The sequence below is a fragment of the Achromobacter pestifer genome, from assembly GCF_013267355.1.
In the GTDB taxonomy this organism is placed as follows: Bacteria; Pseudomonadota; Gammaproteobacteria; order Burkholderiales; family Burkholderiaceae_B; genus Achromobacter; species Achromobacter pestifer_A.
The window spans coordinates 2,638,808-2,656,066 of record NZ_CP053985.1 but is presented as its reverse complement, the minus strand read 5'-3'; the positions used below and the strand labels follow the sequence as shown (position 1 = coordinate 2,656,066).

The 17,259-nt window shown below is 63.9% G+C and carries 16 protein-coding genes; 10 read left to right on the top strand and 6 right to left on the bottom strand.

Going from position 1 to position 17,259, the window contains the following annotated elements:
- The first annotated feature begins 14 nt into the window (after positions 1-14).
- The 6 genes from FOC84_RS12865 (at position 15) to FOC84_RS12840 (ending at position 5,614) form a co-directional block, all read left to right on the top strand.
- The gene (locus FOC84_RS12865; protein WP_173144759.1) at positions 15-971 is read left to right on the top strand and encodes a Bug family tripartite tricarboxylate transporter substrate binding protein; all 957 of its coding nucleotides are present in this window, start codon (positions 15-17) and stop codon (positions 969-971) included.
- A gap of 83 nt (positions 972-1,054) precedes the next feature.
- Entirely contained in the window at positions 1,055-1,729 is a 675-nt protein-coding gene (locus FOC84_RS12860) for a GntR family transcriptional regulator (protein WP_173144758.1), read from the top strand.
- Positions 1,730-1,875: 146 nt separating this feature from the next.
- A complete protein-coding gene (locus FOC84_RS12855; protein WP_173144757.1) occupies positions 1,876-2,781 on the top strand; it encodes a TauD/TfdA dioxygenase family protein in 906 nt (301 codons plus the stop codon).
- Between the two features lie 50 nt (positions 2,782-2,831).
- A complete protein-coding gene (locus tag FOC84_RS12850) occupies positions 2,832-3,875 on the top strand; it encodes an ABC transporter substrate-binding protein (RefSeq protein ID WP_173144756.1) in 1,044 nt (347 codons plus the stop codon).
- A 1-nt stretch (position 3,876) separates the two neighbouring features.
- On the top strand, positions 3,877-4,722 hold the full coding sequence (locus FOC84_RS12845; protein ID WP_173144755.1) for an ABC transporter ATP-binding protein: 846 nt from the start codon (positions 3,877-3,879) through the stop codon (positions 4,720-4,722).
- A 13-nt stretch (positions 4,723-4,735) separates the two neighbouring features.
- The gene (locus FOC84_RS12840) at positions 4,736-5,614 is read left to right on the top strand and encodes an ABC transporter permease (protein ID WP_173144754.1); all 879 of its coding nucleotides are present in this window, start codon (positions 4,736-4,738) and stop codon (positions 5,612-5,614) included.
- A gap of 81 nt (positions 5,615-5,695) precedes the next feature.
- Here FOC84_RS12840 and FOC84_RS12835 read toward each other — a convergent pair whose 3' ends face one another.
- From FOC84_RS12835 to rpmH, 5 genes are all read right to left on the bottom strand, one after another.
- The gene (locus FOC84_RS12835) at positions 5,696-7,144 is read right to left on the bottom strand and encodes a catalase (protein WP_173144753.1); all 1,449 of its coding nucleotides are present in this window, start codon (positions 7,142-7,144) and stop codon (positions 5,696-5,698) included.
- Positions 7,145-7,402: 258 nt separating this feature from the next.
- Complete coding sequence (gene yidC / locus FOC84_RS12830; RefSeq protein WP_173144752.1) at positions 7,403-9,079, bottom strand: membrane protein insertase YidC; 1,677 nt, start codon at positions 9,077-9,079, stop codon at positions 7,403-7,405.
- 48 nt (positions 9,080-9,127) lie between these two features.
- Entirely contained in the window at positions 9,128-9,400 is a 273-nt protein-coding gene (gene yidD, locus FOC84_RS12825; protein ID WP_173144751.1) for a membrane protein insertion efficiency factor YidD, read from the bottom strand.
- A complete protein-coding gene (locus FOC84_RS12820; protein ID WP_173144750.1) occupies positions 9,397-9,768 on the bottom strand; it encodes a ribonuclease P protein component in 372 nt (123 codons plus the stop codon). Before FOC84_RS12820 ends, yidD begins: the two co-directional genes overlap by 4 nt.
- Positions 9,769-9,879: 111 nt before the next feature.
- The gene (gene rpmH, locus FOC84_RS12815) at positions 9,880-10,014 is read right to left on the bottom strand and encodes a 50S ribosomal protein L34 (protein WP_003816025.1); all 135 of its coding nucleotides are present in this window, start codon (positions 10,012-10,014) and stop codon (positions 9,880-9,882) included.
- A 395-nt stretch (positions 10,015-10,409) separates the two neighbouring features.
- Between rpmH and dnaA the strand changes: the two genes are divergently transcribed.
- The 3 genes from dnaA to gyrB all read left to right on the top strand — a co-directional run bounded on the left by dnaA (position 10,410) and on the right by gyrB (position 15,530).
- Positions 10,410-11,873: a chromosomal replication initiator protein DnaA gene (dnaA, locus tag FOC84_RS12810; protein ID WP_173144749.1), complete on the top strand. Its 1,464-nt coding sequence runs from the start codon at positions 10,410-10,412 to the stop codon at positions 11,871-11,873.
- A 2-nt stretch (positions 11,874-11,875) separates the two neighbouring features.
- A complete protein-coding gene (dnaN, locus tag FOC84_RS12805) occupies positions 11,876-12,985 on the top strand; it encodes a DNA polymerase III subunit beta (RefSeq protein WP_173144748.1) in 1,110 nt (369 codons plus the stop codon).
- Positions 12,986-13,082: 97 nt separating this feature from the next.
- A complete protein-coding gene (gene gyrB, locus FOC84_RS12800) occupies positions 13,083-15,530 on the top strand; it encodes a DNA topoisomerase (ATP-hydrolyzing) subunit B (RefSeq protein WP_173144747.1) in 2,448 nt (815 codons plus the stop codon).
- Positions 15,531-15,721: 191 nt separating this feature from the next.
- On the opposite strand, the gene FOC84_RS12795 is transcribed toward gyrB, so the two are convergent.
- Positions 15,722-16,417, bottom strand: coding sequence for a GntR family transcriptional regulator (locus FOC84_RS12795; protein ID WP_173144746.1), 696 nt, complete (start codon positions 16,415-16,417; stop codon positions 15,722-15,724).
- 101 nt (positions 16,418-16,518) lie between these two features.
- Here FOC84_RS12795 and FOC84_RS12790 point away from each other — a divergent pair, with 101 nt between their 5' ends.
- Complete coding sequence (locus tag FOC84_RS12790; protein ID WP_173144745.1) at positions 16,519-17,256, top strand: HAD-IA family hydrolase; 738 nt, start codon at positions 16,519-16,521, stop codon at positions 17,254-17,256.
- The last annotated feature ends 3 nt before the right edge of the window (positions 17,257-17,259 follow it).

Genomic DNA, 17,259 nt, shown 5'->3' with positions numbered 1-17,259 from the left:
AAGGGGTAAACATCATGAAGAAAACCGTATTGGCCGCCGCGCTGGCGCTGGCCAGCGTGAACGCCGCCGCTGACACGTTTCCGTCGCAGCCCATGACGCTGATCGTGCCGTACACCGCGGGCGGGTCCTCGGATGCGCTGGCGCGGGCGCTGGGCAAGGCCATTGCGAAGAACTCGGGCGCCAACATCATCGTCGAGAACCGTCCGGGCGGCAGTACCGTGATCGGCGCGCAAGCCTTGCTGGGCAAGCCGGCGGACGGCAACACCGTGCTGCTGATCGCGGCCAGCTTCGTCATCAATCCTTACCTGCTGAGCCAGCTGCCTTATGACAGCGTGAAGGACTTCCAGCCCGTCACGCAGCTAGCGTCCAACCCGCATGTGCTGGTGGTCGGACCCAAGGTGCCGGCTGGCGATCTCAATGCGTTCCTGGCCTGGGCCAAGAGTCAGGGAGACAAGGCGACCTTCTCGTCGTTCGGCAACGGCTCTTCGGGCCACTTGGGCTTCGAGATGCTGAAAAAGCAGGCAGGCCTGGGCACGATGCACGTGCCGTACAAGGGCGCGGCGCCCGCCACCATGGCCGTGCTGAGCGGCGAAGTGGATGCGACCCTGGGCGATGTGGGCGTGGTCGCGCCGCATGTCCAGGCGGGCAAGCTGCGCGCATTGGCGGTGGCAGGAAAGGTGCGCACGCCCGCGCTGCCTGATGTACCGACCTTTGCCGAGGCGGGCCTGCCGGGCTTCGAATCGCAAACCTGGATGGGATTGCTGACGCGTACCGGCGTGCCCGCGGACCGCGTGCAGCGCTTGAACCAGATGTATTCGGAAGCGCTGCAGGATGCCGATGTGCGCCAGATCCTGGCGCAGCAGGGCATGGTGGCGGCGGCCTCGACGCCCGACGCATTCACGGCGTTCATGAAGGCGGAGTCCGCCAAATACGGACAGGCCATCAAGGACGGCAACGTGCGACTCGACTGAGCAAACGCTGGCCCGCCCGCACCGGTCGCTATAATCGCAGCGGTATGCGCCGGTTGCGGCGCGTGGTCAGCAACCATCACCGCATGCCCAAAACCCCTACTCCCAAGCGATTGCAGGAAGACAGCGCGCCGGCGGCTTCGCTCGGCGAACAGGCGTATATCGCGATCAAGCGCATGATCCTCACGCAGGAGCTGCGCGCCGGGGACCAGATCAATGTCGCGCAACTGAGCGAACAGCTGTCGCTGGGCCGCAGCCCCATCCATCTGGCCATACACCGGCTGGACCGCGAGGGCCTGGTGGACATCCTGCCGCGCAAGGGCATCCTGGTCAAAGCCGAAACCATAGACAGCTTCCTGGAGCTGATCTCCGCGCGCCTGCTGGTCGAACCGCACCTGACCGGCCTGGCTGTGGACAATGCCACGCCGGCGCTGCTGGAACGCTTGCAAGCGCTGGTGGCGGCAGGTTGGGAATGCCATGAGCGCCAGGACCGCCTGGGCAGCATGGAGATCGATCGCAGGTTCCACCAGACGTTGTACGAAGCCGCGCGCAATGACATCCTGGCGGAATTCGCCGGCAGCCTGCTGGACCGTTCCATGCGCCTGTGGTTCCGTCCGCCCGCGGGCAAGGCCGAAAAACCCAACGTGGCCGAACTGGAAGACCTGTACAACATGGTCGAGCGCGGCGATAAAAGGGCCGCGGTGCGCAAGATGGAGCAGCACATCGGCTCCGTGCGCGGCAAGTTCCTCTCTCGCGAATAAGCTTATAGCCGCAACGCGATGGCGCGCCATATGACGCGCAGGCTTGAACAAAGGCCGAATAATTCGTTTGCGTAGGGGTTGCGCGTTTTCATAATGGATCGTTCCTGAGCCGGCTTGGCCGGCGGCATTCGCGCAAGGAGCGATCCATGTCCCAGAGCAACGCGCTGCGCCGGTCCGAGGCGTATGCCGAACCCGCGGCGCAAGCCTTTACGATCCGCCCGCTGGCGGCCGTGACCGGCGCCGAAATCGTCGGCATCGACCTGTCGCGCGAGCTGGCTCCGGCCGATTTCACCCAGGTGCATCGCGCGCATCTGGACCATCATCTGCTGGTGTTCCGCGACCAGCGCATTACGCCGCAGCAGCACATCGATTTCAGCCGCCGCTTCGGCCGCCTGATGATCCACGTGCTGCATCAATTCCATCTGCCCGGGCATCCCGAGATCCTTATCGTCTCCAACATCGTTGAAGACGGCAAGCCGATAGGGCTGGGCGACGCCGGCAAGTACTGGCATTCGGATATCTCGTACAAGGAACTGCCCAGCCTGGGTTCGCTGCTGCACGCGCAGGAGCTGCCCGCGCAAGGGGGCGACACGCTGTTCGCCGACATGCATGTGGCGTACGACACCCTGCCCGCCGCCTTGCGCGACGCCATCGAAGGCAAGCGCGCCGTGCATTCCTATCTGGCCAAGTATGGCCAATTGCAGAAGGAAGGCGCATGGCGCCCCAATCTCAGCGCGCAACAAGTGGCCCAGGTGCAGGAAGTGGTGCACCCGGTGGTGCGCACGCATCCGGAGACGGGCCGCCGCGCGCTGTTCGTGAGCGAAGGCTTCACTACCCGCATCGAGGGCCTGCCCGAGGACGAGAGCCGCCAGATCCTGGACGAGCTGTTTGTCCACAGCATCCGGCCCGAACACATTTACCGCCACCAATGGCAGCCGCATGACCTGGTGTTCTGGGACAACCGTTCCCTGATCCATCTGGCCGGCGGCACGCCGGACCATCTGCGCCGCAAGCTGTACCGCACCACGATCGAAGGCGACGTGCCGTTCTGATCTTCAGTCCGATGCAATGCTGCGCAAACCATTTATCCACAGGGTACGCCATGGGTTTTTCTTCAGCTCTACGTGATCGCTTGGTCCAGGCCGCCACCGGCGCGGGCCTGGCGCTGATACTTGCCGTGCTGGCGCTGGCTGCGCCCACGCCAGCCATGGCGGAGGGCCGCATCCGCATCGCCGAGCAATACGGCATCGTCTATCTGCTGCTGAACGTGGCGCGTGACCAGCAGTTGATCGAAAAGCACGGCAAGGCCGATGGTGTGGATATCTCGGTCGAGTGGGCCAAGCTGTCGGGCGGCTCAGCCGTGAACGATGCGCTGCTGTCCGGGGCTGTGGATATCGCGGGGGCGGGCGTGGGACCGCTGCTGACGATCTGGGACCGCACGCGCGGCAAGCAGAACGTGAAGGGCGTGGCCTCGCTGGGCAACTTTCCCTATTACCTGGTCAGCAACAATCCCAACGTGAAGACGATCGCCGATTTCACCGACAAGGACCGCATCGCGGTGCCGGCGGTGGGCGTGTCGGTGCAATCGCGCGTGTTGCAGCTGGCGTCGGCCAAGTTGTGGGGCGACGCGCAGTTCAACAAGCTGGACAAGATTTCCGTCGCCCTGCCGCATCCGGACGCGGCCGCCGCCATCATCGCGGGCGGCACGGAAATCACGGGGCATTTCGGCAATCCGCCTTTCCAGGAGCAGGAACTGGCCGAGAATCCCAAGGCGCGCATCGTGCTCAATTCCTATGACGTGCTGGGCGGACCCAGTTCGTCGACGGTGCTGTTCGCCACCGAGAAATTCCGCAAGGAAAATCCCAAGACCTACAAGGCGTTCCAGGCGGCGCTGAAGGAAGCGGCGCAGTTCGCCGCCGCCAATCCGGAAAAGGCCGCGGATACCTATCTGCGCGTGACCGGCGCCAAGCTGGACCGCGATTTCCTGATCAAGGTGATCAAGAACCCCGACGTGCAATTCAAGCTGGAACCGCAGAACACCTACGCGCTGGCCGAGTTCATGCACAAGGTGGGCGCGATCAAGAATGCCCCGGCCAGCTGGCGCGACTACTTCTTCGACGATCCCGTCACGGCGCAAGGCAGCTGAGATGGGATTGAGCGCCGCCACCCCTGTGGATAACGCCGAAAAGGCCGCGCCTTTGCTGGCTGTGGATAAGGTGTCTATCGAATACAAGACGCGCGAACGGCGCGTGCGCGCCACGCATCAGGTCAGTTTTGACGTGCATGACGCGGAGCGCTTCATCCTGCTGGGCGCATCGGGCTGCGGCAAGTCCACACTGCTCAAGGCGATCGCGGGTTTCATCGAACCGACCGAAGGCCGCATCGCCGTCGATGGCAAAGCCGTGCGCGGCCCCGGGCCTGACCGCATCGTGGTGTTCCAGGAATTCGACCAGTTGCCACCTTGGAAAACGCTGCGCCAGAACGTGGCGTTTCCGCTGGTGGCCTCGCGCAAGCTGAGCCGGCGCGAGGCCGATGAGCGCGCCATGCACTATTTGGACAAGGTGGGGCTGTCCGCGTTTGCCGATGCCTATCCGCACACCCTGTCTGGCGGCATGAAGCAGCGCGTGGCCATCGCGCGCGCCTTGGCCATGCAGCCGCGCGTGCTGTTGATGGACGAGCCCTTCGCAGCGCTGGACGCGTTGACGCGGCGGCGCATGCAGGAAGAGCTGCTGGCGTTATGGGAAGAGGTGCGCTTCACGCTGCTGTTCGTCACGCATTCGATCGAAGAGGCATTGGTGCTGGGCAGCCGCGTGCTGCTGCTGTCACCGCATCCGGGGCGCGTGCGCGCGGAGCTGAACGCCCATGCCTTCGGGCTGCACAGCCAGGGCTCGGCGGCGTTCCAGTCGGCCGCCAGGCGCGTTCATGACCTGCTGTTCGACGTGGCGCCCGCGGAACAGCCGGCTGAACTTGCCGCAGAACGCGCTGCGGCCTGAAGGACACACACGCATGACGACTGCCCATGCGGGCTTCGTGCCCATCCGACCCGAGGTGGAGTACGAGCTGCCGCCCCTGCCGCCCCAGGCGGCCGAAGCTCCCCTGCCCTGGCATGAACGCCTGTGGCAGCACGCCAGCCTGCGCAAGCTGGCGATCCTGGCGCTGCTGGCCGCGATCTGGGAGCTGGCGGCGCGCTATACCGATAACGACTTGCTGCTGCCCAGCGCGTCGCAGACGGCGGTGGCCTTCGTGCAGGGCATGGCCGGGGGCGAGTTGCTGGCGCGCGCCGGACAGTCGTTGCGCGTGCTGGCGCAGGGTTATGCGGCCGGCGTGGCGCTGGCCTTTGTGCTGACCACGCTGGCGGTGTCGACGCGCTTCGGGCGCGATCTGCTTTCCACCTTGACCGCCATGTTCAATCCCCTGCCTGCGATCGCGTTGTTGCCGCTGGCGCTGCTGTGGTTCGGCCTGGGCGAAGGCAGCCTGGTGTTCGTGCTGATCCATTCGGTGCTGTGGGCGCTGGCGCTGAACACGTATGCGGGCTTTCTCGGGGTATCGGAGACGTTGCGCATGGCGGGCCGAAATTACGGCCTGACGGGCCTGCGCTACGTGCTGCAGATTCTGGTGCCCGCTGCCTTGCCGGCCATCTTGGCGGGGCTGCGTATAGGCTGGGCGTTTGCCTGGCGTACGCTGATCGCGGCGGAACTGGTGTTCGGCGCTTCCAGCGGCAAGGGCGGCCTGGGCTGGTACATCTTCCAGAACCGCAACGAGTTATACACAGACCGCGTGTTCGCGGGGTTGGCGGCAGTGGTGATCATCGGCCTGCTTGTGGAAAACCTGGTGTTCGACACCGTGGAGCGATTCACCGTCAGGCGCTGGGGCATGCAGCGCTGACGGCCCACCGCGTAGAGCGGCGTTGCGACCACAAAAAAAGGCGGCCCCGACGGGCCGCCTTGCGCATGGGCGCGTCGCGCTTTACAGCTTCAATCCCAGCGCCTTGGCCACGCCGGCGGCGTAGGCGGGATCCGCCTTGCGGAAGTGTTCCAGCTGGCGGCGTTGGATCTCTTCCGGCACGCCGGCCATGTGGCGGCCGATGTTGCCGAACAGCTGCTCCTGCTGCGCGGGCGTCATCAGGCGGAACAAGGCGCCCGGCTGCGAGTAATAGTCATCGTCCACGCGATGATTCCAGCGTGCCGCGGCCTGGCCGTCCAGCGCCAGCGGCGGCTCGCCCGCCGACGGGGTTTCCTTCCACTCGCCCGCGCTGTTGGGCTCGTAGTTCAGCGTGGCGCCGGCATTGCCGTCGACACGGCCCGCGCCGTCGCGGTGGAAGCTATGGAACGGGCAGCGCGGCGCGTTCACCGGGATCTGGTGATGATTGATCCCCAGGCGGTAGCGATGCGTGTCGCCATAGGAGAACAGGCGGCCCTGCAGCATCTTGTCCGCCGAAAAGCCGATGCCCGGTACCACGTTGGCGGGCGTGAAGGCGGCTTGCTCCACTTCGGCGAAGTAATTCTCGGGGTTCTTGTTCAGTTCCAGCACGCCGACTTCGATCAGCGGATAGTCACCGTGCGGCCAGACCTTGGTGAGGTCAAAGGGATTGATGTGGTAGGTCGCGGCTTCGGCTTCGGGCATGATTTGCACCTTCAGCGTCCACTTCGGGAAATTGCCCTGCTCGATGTTGTTGAACAGGTCGCGCTGCGAGCTTTCGCGGTCATGGGCGACCACTTGGGCGGCTTGCTCGTCGGTCATACAGGCGATGCCCTGCTGCGACTTGAAGTGGAACTTCACGTAGAAGCGTTCGCCGTCCTTGTTGATGAAGCTGAACGTGTGCGAACCGAAGCCGTGCTGCTGGCGCAGGTTGGCGGGAATGCCGCGGTCGCTCATCAGGGTCGTGACCTGGTGCAGCGATTCGGGGTTGAGCGACCAGAAGTCCCAGGCGGCGGTGGCGTTGCGCAGGTTGGTCTTGGGGTCGCGCTTCTGGGTATGGATGAAGTCGGGGAATTTCAGCGGATCGCGGATGAAGAAGACCGGCGTGTTGTTGCCCACCAGATCCCAGTTGCCTTCTTCGGTATAGAACTTGATGGCGAAGCCGCGCACGTCGCGTTCGGCGTCCGCCGCGCCGCGCTCGCCGGCCACGGTGGAGAAACGCAGGAACAGCGGGGTCTGCTTGCCAACTTGGGAAAAGATATTGGCGCGGGTGTAGCGCGAGATATCGTGCGTGACGGTGAAGGTGCCGTAGGCGCCCGAACCCTTGGCGTGCACCACGCGTTCGGGGATGCGTTCGCGGTCGAAATGGGCGAGCTTTTCAATCAGCCAGAAGTCTTCCAACAGCGCCGGGCCGCGGGGGCCTGCGGTCAGCGTGTTGTTGTTGTCGGCCACGGGCGCGCCTGCGGCGGTGGTCAGATGCGTCTTCTTGTCGGTCATAGCACACTCCTTATGAAATGCCTGGAATGCGGGAGCCGCTGCGGGCCCGCGCCGTGTCTGGGATAACCCCCGGCATTGCCGGCCTGAGGGCTATCACGGACACATCATAGGGGGCTTGTCCTACTGTGTGAAGTTGATTGAGCTATCAAATTTGATAAATAATAACTATCGAAAAAGACGCAGATCGGCATGATGCGTACCGTTCAGGCGAAAAAAAACCGGCCCATGTGGGGCCGGTTTCCTGTGCGGGAGCAGATATCAGCGGTTGGCCGCGGCTTCCGTCTTGCGCTGCATGGCGCGGGTGATGGACCACTGCTGCGCGATCGACAAGGTGTTGTTGACGCACCAGTAGAGCACCAGGCCGGCCGGGAAGAAGAACATCATCCCGCCGAACACCAGCGGCATGATCATCATGACCTTGGCCTGGATGGGATCCGGAGGCGTCGGGTTCAGTTTGATCTGCAGGAACATGGTGGCCATCATGATGGCGGGCAGAATGAAGAACGGGTCGCGGATCGACAGGTCGTGTACCCACAGGATCCAGGGCGCGCCGCGCATTTCCACGCTGGCCAGCAGTACCCAGTACAGCGAGATGAACACCGGGATCTGCACCACCATCGGCAAGCAGCCGCCCAGCGGGTTGATCTTCTCGGTGCGGTACATCTCCATCATGGCCGCGTTGAGCTTCTGCTTGTCGTCGCCGTACTTTTCCTTCAGGGCCTGCAGGCGCGGAGCCACCTGCTTCATGCGGGCCATGGAGCGGTAGCTGGCGGCGGCCAGGGGGTAGAACACGGCCTTGATCAGCACGGTCAGCGCCACGATCGTCCAGCCCCAGTTGCCCAGGATGGAATGCAGCCAGGTCATCAGCTTGAACAGGGGCTTGGCGATGATGGTCAGCCAGCCGTAGTCGACCACCAGTTCCAGGCCGGGGGCCAGGGCCGCCATGGCCTTCTGGTCCTGCGGACCGACCCACAGGTGCGAATCGACGCGCGTGGCGGCGCCAGGGGCGATCTCGCCGACGGCTTCGATGCTGCGGGCGGCGTACAGGTTCTTCTGCACTTCCAGCAGTTCGTTGGTGCGCGGCTTGCCCTGCGGGGGCACCCAGGCGGTGGCGAAATAGTGCTGGACCACGGCGATCCAGCCGTTGTCCGATTGCTTGATGTAGTTGGCCTTCTTCTTTTCGATGTCGCCGAAGGTGATCTTCTGGAACTTGTCCTGTTCCGAGTAGACGGCGAAACCGGTGAAGGTGTGATAGAAGCTGGACGTGTCGGCCGGGTCGTTGCCGTCGCGCTCGAGCTGCAGGTACAGGGCGGGCGACACGGGGGCGGCGCCGACGTTGGCCAGGTCGTGGCGCACGTCGACGTCATAGCGGCCGCGGTGCAGCGTGAACGTCTTGGTGACCTTCACCCCGCCGGATTCGCCTTCGAAGGCGACCACCAGGTTGTCGCCGGTCAGCTGGCGTTCCGAGGACACGATGCGGAAAGGCGTCTGGTGCGTGGGAAAGCTTTGGCCGTTGGGCGCGCCCACCACACCGGTCTGCACTACGTAGTTCAGGCCGGCGGCGCGGTCCAGCAGCACGGTCGGCTTGTCGGGCTGGCCGGTCGCCGGGTACTTGAGCAGCTCGGCGCGCACCAGCTGGGCGCCCATGGTGTCGAATGTCAGGCGCAGCACGTCGGTCGTGATGACGACTTCTTCCGAGCGCGCGGCGACGGGCGCCGTGGCGCCGGGAACGGCAGATGCAGCGGCGGTCGCGGGGACGGGTGCGCTGGGCACCGAAGGCGTCGCGTTGTTCGCGGCAGCCTGCGGCTCGCTCGTGGTGGCCGCCGGCGTGGGGCCGAACAGCGACGGCTTGCCGTTATGGATCTGCCAGTTGTTCCATAGGAGCAACAGCGAGAAGGAAAAAATCATCCAGAGGACGGTGCGTCGGATATCCATGGTGCCTACTGAAGTGAATACGGGCCAGCAAAGCCCGCCAGTTTAGCGTCAATCGTGCTCGGTGCGGTGGCTGTGGGAGCAGCACGGGGTGCCATTGGTTCCCTTGGCCGGCGGAACCGGATCCAATCCACCCGGTGACCACGGGTGGCAGCGGCCGATGCGCCGGACCGCCAGCCAGAAGCCGCGCCAGGCGCCGTGGCGCTCGATCGCTTCGATCGCGTACGCCGAGCAGGTTGGGGTAAAGCGGCATTGCCTGCCGATCCAGGGGCTCAGGAAAAACCTGTAGAACCGGATCGGGGCAATGAGTAGCGCCTTGATCATCGCGCGATCCGCTCAAAGTGAGCGTCCACTTCAGCTCTGGCCATGCGTTTAAGCGCGGTGAGCGTGGTGGGCGCGACCTTGCTATGCAGGCGCACGACGTAATCTTTTGCCGGCAGCTCCAGGCGCCGATGGCGAAACGCTTCGCGGATGACCCGCTTGATGGCGTTGCGCGTACTGGCGTGGGCGGCGAACCGCTTGGCGATCACCAGACCCAGGCGGGCACAGGCATCCTGGCCAGGGGGCAGATCATTGGGAGCGGCGCTCACAATGAAAAACGCCCCTCGGGCAAGACGCCGGCCTTTGAGGGCGGCGGCAAACTCGGAGGGGCGATGCAGCCGCGCCTCCGGGGGAAGCGTGGAGCGCGGCATGGACTGCGGGTCAGGCGTTTGCGCGGAACCGGAACAAGATTGCGAGAGGTCTTGCAATATGGCTGGTCCGTGCAAATAGTCAGGTTTCCGGATAAACCGGAAAACCAGGACTTAGACGGCCAGACGCTTGCGGCCCTTGGCGCGGCGAGCGTTCAGGATGGCGCGGCCAGCGCGGGTTTTCATGCGCACGCGGAAACCATGGGTGCGCTTGCGACGGGTAACGGAAGGTTGGTAGGTACGTTTCATGGACGATCCACAAAAAGAACAAAAGTCAGAAGGGACCTGCCCGGAAGGGTTCCAGATCGCGCATTCAGGAAGCGGGTATCTACTAAGCATTTTTGCAACAGGTGCAAAAAACAACTCGTAGACGGGGCTCTGACCGGGGAAACCCCGGGCGACCTATAGAAGCTAAAACCAGGCATTTGTGTAGGCGTAGGCATCGTTAGACACCTCCGGCAACAAAGCGCGGCTAAGCTCTCTGTGGAACCTTCTGACAGACAGAATTCGGAAAAGCCCACCATTTCAGCAAGTTTTCCCTGTCTTGTCAAACAGTTAAGCCTGTGCCGCGCGGGCACTTATGCCCTACCCTGTGGATAACCCCAGCCCAGGCAAGGTAGAATCGAGGTTTGAATAAGAGCGACATGAAAGAATTCTGGCAGACCTGCGTCAGTCGTCTTGAGCAGGAACTCCCCCCCCAACAAATCAGCGCGTGGATACGACCGCTGGTCCCGCTTGCGTACGACGAAACGCAGGCGGTGCTGCGCGTGGCCGCGCCCAACCGCTTCAAGCTGGATTGGGTGCGCAAGAACTTTTCCCACCAGATCGAAGCGTTGGCCGCGGAGTGGTTCGAGCGTCCGGTACAGGTACTGTTTGAGTTGCCTTCCCAAGGCGCCGCGCCGCGCATGCCGGTCGCGCCCGTGCGGCCTCCGCAATCCGCGCAAACGTACCCGTCCGGTGGTTCCCCTTCAGGCGGCGCACCGCCGCCAGGGCCCGCGGTAGCGCCCGCTCCGGCGCCCGCGACGACGGTGGCGGCGCAGGCTGCGCAAGCGGTGAACGCGGATGCGGCAAACATCGTGTACGAGCGCTCGCGCCTGAACACCGACCTGACGTTCGAGAACTTCGTGACGGGTAAGGCGAACCAGCTGGCGCGCGCCGCCGCGCTGCAAGTGGCCGAGAACCCCGGGACGTCCTACAACCCATTGTTCCTGTATGGCGGCGTGGGCCTGGGCAAGACCCACCTGATCCACGCCATCGGCAATGCGATGGTGGCCGCGGGCACGGGTGTCCGCGTGCGCTATGTGCACGCCGACCAGTATGTGTCCGACGTGGTGAAGGCGTACCAGCGCAAGGCGTTCGACGATTTCAAGCGCTACTACCACTCGCTCGACCTGTTGCTGATCGACGATATCCAGTTCTTCTCCGGCAAGAACCGCACGCAGGAAGAATTCTTCTACGCGTTCGAAGCGATGGTGGCCCAGCGCAAGCAGATCATCATCACCAGCGACACGTACCCGAAGGAGCTGTCCGGCATCGACAGCCGCCTGATCTCGCGCTTCGACTCCGGCCTGACGGTGGCGATCGAGCCGCCGGAACTGGAAATGCGCGTGGCGATCCTGCTGCGCAAGGCGGAATCCGAAGGCGTGCCCATGCCCGAGGAAGTGGCGTTCTTCATCGCCAAGCATCTGCGCAGCAACGTGCGCGAACTCGAAGGCGCGCTGCGCAAGGTGCTGGCCTACGCCCGCTTCCACGGCCGCGACGTGCTGACGGTGGATGTCTGCAAGGAAGCCCTGAAGGACCTGCTGTCGGTGTCCAACGGCCAGATCACCGTGGAGAACATCCAGAAGACGGTGGCGGATTTCTACAAGATCAAAGTGGCCGACATGTACTCGAAACGCCGGCCCGCCAATATCGCTTTGCCGCGCCAGGTCGCGATGTACCTGGCGAAGGAGCTGACTCAGAAAAGTCTGCCGGAAATCGGCGATCTGTTCGGTGGCCGTGATCACACCACCGTGCTGCATGCCGTACGCAAGATTTCCGACCTTCGCGCCAAGCAAGCGGAGCTCAACCATACCCTGCACGTGTTGGAACAAACTCTAAAAGGATGAACATGCAACTCGTACAAACCACACGCGATGCATTGCTGAAACCGCTATCGACTGTGGCGGGCATCGTCGAAAGACGTCATACCCTGCCCATTCTGGCGAACATCCTGATGCGCAAGGAAGGCAACAAGGTTGCTTTCATTGCGACCGACCTGGAAGTACAGATCACCACTCATGCCGACTTCGGCGTGGGCCAGGACAACGAATCCACCACGGTCGCGGCGCGCAAGCTGCTGGACATCCTGAAGGCCTTGCCGGACACCGGCGACGTGCGCCTGGCCCTGGCCAGCAACAAGCTGTCGGTACAGTCGGCCAAGAGCCGCTTCGCGTTGCAGACGCTGGCCGCCAGCGAATTCCCCACCGTGGCTCAGCCCGAGCAGTGGGACGTATCGCTGACCATGCCGCAACGTACGCTGCGCCATCTGTTCAACATGGTGCACTTCGCCATGGCGCAACAGGACATCCGCTACTACCTGAACGGCATGCTGCTGGTGTTCGAGCCGGGCCGCGTGCGCGCCGTCGCCACCGACGGCCACCGCTTGGCGCATTGCTCGACGGAAGCCGACGGCATCAGCGAACGCCATGAAGTGATCGTGCCGCGCAAGACCGTGCTGGAAATGCAGCGCCTGCTGGAAGACTCCGACGAGCCCGTTTCCATCGACGTGGCGCCGGGCCAGATCCGTTTCCGCTTCGGCGACGTGGAACTCGTCTCCAAGCTGGTCGAAGGCAAGTTCCCCGACTTCACGCGCGTGATCCCGACCAACTACACGCGCCATTTCCTGGTCGGCCGCGAAGCGCTCCAGGGCAGCCTGCAGCGCGCCGCCATCCTGACCACCGACAAGTTCAAGGGTGTGCGCCTGCAACTGGCGCAGAACCAGATGAAGATCTCGTCCTCCAACGCCGAGCAGGAAGAGGCGCAGGAAGAAATCGACATCGACTACGGCCACGAAGCGCTGGACGTGGGCTTTAACGTCGGCTACCTGCTCGACGTGCTGGCCAACGTCAAGGTCGAGAACATCCAGTGGTCGGTCATGCCCGATGCCAATGCGTCGGCGCTCATCACCCTGCCCGAAGACGACCAGTTCAAGTACGTCGTCATGCCCATGCGGATTTGATCCGCGCCCCTATCGTGGGTTTGTGCCGCTTGCGGGCCTGAGGGCCCGTGGGCGGTCCGGCCGCCAGGCCGTTCTTTAAAGCGTTATCGATACAGACATGTCAGATCAGCAGAACACCACTCCCGAGAACAGCGGCTACGGCGCTGACTCGATCAAGATGCTCAAGGGGCTGGAGGCCGTGCGCAAGCGCCCCGGCATGTACATCGGCGACACCTCCGACGGCACTGGCTTGCACCACATGGTGTTCGAAGTCGTCGACAACGCCATCGACGAAGCCCTGGCCGGCTATTGCGACGACATCGTCGTCACGATCCACACCGACAACTCGATCTCGGTCACCGACAACGGCCGCGGCATTCCCACCGACATCCACAAGGATGACGAATTCCACCGCAGCGCGGCGGAAATCGTCATGACCGAACTGCATGCCGGCGGCAAGTTCGACCAGAACTCCTACAAGGTGTCCGGCGGCCTGCACGGCGTGGGCGTGTCTTGCGTGAACGCGCTGTCCGAATGGCTGCGGCTGACTATCCGCCGCAATGGCGAAGTGCACCAGATGGAGTTCCGCCAAGGCGAGCGCGTCGCGCCCCTGGCAGTGACTGGCACGACCGACAAGCGCGGCACCGAAGTGCGCTTCCTGGCCGACCCGGTCATCTTCAACAACATCGAGTACCACTACGAGATCCTCTCGAAGCGCCTGCGCGAGCTGTCGTTCCTGAACAATGGCGTGAAGATCCGTCTGGTCGACCAGCGCCAGGGCAAGGAAGAGAACTTCGCGTTCTCCGGCGGCGTGAAGGGCTTTGTCGAGTACATCAACCGCAGCAAGACCGTGCTGCACGCGAACGTGTTTTCGGTCGCCACCGAGTCGGCGGCGGGTGGCGTGCCGGTCGGCGTTGAAGTGGCGATGCAGTGGAACGACAGCTATAGCGAAAGCGTGCTGTGCTTCACCAACAACATCCCGCAGCGCGACGGGGGCTCGCACCTGACCGGTTTGCGCGCGGCCATGACGCGCATCATCAACAAGTACATCGCCGACAACGAGCTGGCCAAGAAGGCCAAGGTTGAAACCTCCGGCGACGACATGCGCGAAGGCCTGACCTGCGTGCTGTCGGTGAAGGTGCCGGAACCCAAGTTCAGCAGCCAGACCAAGGACAAGCTGGTCTCCAGCGAAGTGCGCCCGGCCGTGGAAGAAGCCGTTGCCCGCACGCTGGAATCCTGGCTGCTTGAGAACCCGAACGACGCCAAGGCGTTGTGCAACAAGATCGTCGAAGCCGCCCGTGCCCGCGAAGCCGCGCGCAAGGCGCGCGAAATGACGCGCCGCAAGAGCGTGCTGGAAGGCGCTGGTCTGCCCGGCAAGCTGGCCGACTGCCAGGAAAAGGATCCGGCGCTGTGCGAGCTGTACATCGTCGAGGGTGACTCCGCAGGCGGTTCGGCCAAGCAAGGCCGCGACCGCAAGTTCCAGGCCATCCTGCCGTTGCGCGGCAAGGTGCTGAACGTGGAGAAGGCGCGTTTCGACCGCCTGATCGCCAGCGAACAGATCGCCACGCTGATCACCGCGCTGGGCACCAGCATCGGTCCCGATTTCAACGTCGACAAGCTGCGCTACCACCGCCTCATCATCATGACTGACGCGGACGTGGACGGCGCGCACATCCGCACCCTGCTGCTGACGCTCTTGTACCGCCAGATGCCTGAGCTGGTGCAGCGCGGCTATGTGTATATCGCCCAGCCGCCGCTGTACAAGGTCAAGGTCGGCCGCGAAGAACGGTATCTGAAGGACGACCAGGAAGAAGCGCAGTTCATGCTGCAACTGGCGCTGAAAGAGGCGGAGATCATTTCGGGCGGCAACATCATCCGCGGCGACGAGCTGAGCGACCTGGCCCGCCAGTACGTGGCGGCCGACGGCGTCATCGCGCGCCTGTCGCGCGTGTTCGACGTGGGCGCGCTGTCGGCCATGGCCGAAGGCGTGGAGATCAACCTGGAATCGGCCGAGTCCGCCGCCGACTCCGCACGCCGCCTGGCGGACGCCATGCGCGATCCGGTTAACGGCAACGGCGTCGAAGTCGTGCCGCAATTCGACGAAGCCACCGAACGCCATCGCCTGTCCGTGCAACGCATGCACCATGGCAACGTTCGGGTCAGCATCATCGACGCCGACTTCGTCAACGGCTCGGACTACGCGATCCTGTCCAAGGCCGCCAAGAGCTTCCTGGGCAAGGTCGGCGCGCGTTCGCTGGCTGCACGCGGCGAAGGTGACAAGCGCAAGGAACAAACCGTGTCCGACTTCCGCGAAGCCATGCAGTGGCTGCGCAGCGAAGCTGACCGCAGCATCTCCAAGCAGCGCTACAAGGGCCTGGGCGAAATGAACCCCGCACAGCTGTGGGAAACCACCATGGATCCGAAGGTGCGCCGCCTGCTGCGCGTGCAGATCGAGGACGCCATTGCGGCGGACGAGGTCTTCACCACGCTGATGGGCGACGACGTCGAACCGCGCCGCAACTTCATCGAGACGCATGCGCTGTCGGCGGGGAATATCGACGCCTGACGGCTCGGGATCCCGCGAGAATCCAGTTTCTTCCCGAGGGATCCGGATTCCACAAAAAGGGGCTGCCTTGCAGCCCCTTTTTCTTTGCGCAACCACGGCGGGGTTTGGTTCCCCGAACTAGCCGTGGGTTGCCTGGCTGTGCCGATGCTCCAGCCCGTCCCGGATAAGCGCCAGCGCGCGGCCCAAGCGCGTCAAAGCTTGGACGGTTGCTCGACCGGCCGCTTTGCGAGGCATTCGACGAGCAAGTCTCCCGTCGCACGGATGTGCTGCGTCAGGAGCCTACAGGCGCTGTCCACCTCGCCCTGCTTGCACATCGCCAGAAGCTCCCAGTGCTCCTGTTGCGAGCGATCCCGGTGCGTCGTGTACTCCCACGTGTAGCGCAGGTAGCGTTCGAAGCCCAGGCGCAATGTTTCGACCGTCGTCAGCGTCCTGGGACGATTCGCGGCGGCATACAGCCCCCGGTGAAAGCGCGCATTCAGCAAGATGATCCGATCGACGTTTTTTTCATCGTCCAGTTCCTTGAGCACGCGCTCGGCGGCCTCGAATTGAACCTCGGTCAGCCGGGGGATGGCCCAAGCCAAGGCTTGCGGCTCAATCAGGCTGCGCAAGGTCGTCATCTCTTCCGCCTCGTCAGCCGACATCGTCGCCACGCTGACGCCGCGACGCGGTTCCGAGACCAGGAAGCATTCGCGGATCAGGTCCTTGAACGCCTCCCTGACGACCGTTTGGCTGACCCGGAAGCGTGTCGCCACGGCATCCTGGCGCAGGCGTTCACCCGGCTTTAGCTGGCCGTGAATGATTTCTCCGCGCAGGGCGTCAACCACCGCGCCAGCGATCGAACGATCCGCCAGGGCTTCGCCCGCGGGCGGCGTTTCACCGTAGTCCATAGATTTTCTCCTCCTAGGGATTATACGGACGGATCAGGTATTGCCGATTATCGATTATCGATTATAGTTCACGGACCCCTCACTTTTCATCAAGGTTGCATATGACGCTCCGCCTTTCCGATTTCGACGCCGTGACCTTCGACGTGTACGGCACGTTGATTGATTGGGAGCCTTCGATCGCCAAGTTCCTGACGCGCTGGGCGCGCGAGAACCGCATCGAGGCTGACGCCGAAGCCCTGATCATGGCTTTCGATGGCGCCCGCGCGGCGATCCAGAAGGAACGCCCGGCGCACCTCTACCCCGACGTCCTGACCAAGTGCTTCGAGCGCATCTGCGCCCAGTTCAAGGTGGCCGTGGACCCGGACCTGCGCCGCCAGTTCGCGGCCGCGCCGCACACCTGGCCGGCATTCGCCGACAGCCATGCCGGCCTCGTGCGCCTGCAGGCGTCCGCCAAAGTGGGCGCTTTCAGCAACATCGACCAGGCCTCGCTCAATACCTCGTGCGACAACCTGGATTTCCGCTTCGACCTGGTGGTCACGGCGCAACGCGTGGGGGCCTACAAGCCCGATTGGCCGCATTTCGATACCGGCATAGGCGAACTCATGCGCATGGGCATCCCGCGCGAACGAATCCTGCACGTCGGGCAAAGCCTGCGGGCCGACATCACGCCGGCCAACCGGCTGGGCGTGCGTTGCGCCTGGGTCAACCGCCCGGGCAGGCTGCTGGGCTTGTCCGGGGAAGGCGCGGCCGAGGCGAAACCTGATCTCACGGTCTCCAGCCTCGCCGAACTTGTTGCCGCCCTGACCGGCGCCGACCAACCCGCCACAACGCTGGTCTGACCA